Annotated in this window: 2 protein-coding genes; one reads left to right on the plus strand and one right to left on the minus strand. The window is 53.5% G+C overall.

Annotation, left to right across the window (positions count from 1 at the left end):
- Positions 1-411 (plus strand): hypothetical protein (locus ABD892_RS10185; protein WP_345195513.1); only part of this gene is annotated, 411 nt, incomplete at its 5' end.
- Between the two features lie 36 nt (positions 412-447).
- Here ABD892_RS10185 and ABD892_RS10190 read toward each other — a convergent pair.
- On the minus strand, positions 448-662 hold a 215-nt coding region (locus ABD892_RS10190; RefSeq protein ID WP_345195514.1), incomplete at its 5' end, for a hypothetical protein.

A 662-nucleotide genomic window follows, 5' to 3' on the forward strand; every position in this document is an offset into this window, starting at 1 on the left:
CATCCCGGGCGACGGTTCTATACCGATATCGTTTACGACTGCGATGCCTGCAGCCTGTCGTCAGCTGTGGATATTCTGGCCGTAGAACCGTCCGTGCTGACTGAGGATCCGCTGGTCACTGCTTTCGGGAAAACCTCGGCCCTGTTCAATCTCAACATGCTGGAAGTGGCGACCCTGCTGGCGTTGTATCTGGTTAATACCCAGAAAATGCTGGCAATGAAGGTCACCTGTGATCTGGCGACGGTGAGCCGACATGTCGGCCGTGATGTCCAGGACGTGGATCAGGCCATGAAGGTGCTGGTTAACGAGTATGGCTTTGCGTCTCGAAAGTCAGGGGAGTATTTCCTGACAAACGAGGGCAGGGATTTTTTTAAAGCTATCTTCATCTACGACGATAAGGGTAAGTGGTAATCCCTTGCTCCAGGGGCTCCTCGAGAGTCCCTTTTTTTATTGTTCGGGTCGGTGATCGTTCAGGTATTCCCGCATAACCCGGCTCATCACCATTTTCTGCAGTTGCTGGGCGTATTGTTCGATGAACTCCAGCAAGAGGGTGTGGCCTTCGGCGAATGCCCAGATGGTGTCCAGCCGACGTTCCGCTTCCTGCTCGACCTGTTCATACTCACTTTCTGTTAATGGTCGCATGCTGACCTCCCTGTCATGGC

Source organism: Kistimonas scapharcae, assembly GCF_039540975.1.
GTDB lineage: Bacteria > Pseudomonadota > Gammaproteobacteria > Pseudomonadales > Endozoicomonadaceae > Kistimonas > Kistimonas scapharcae.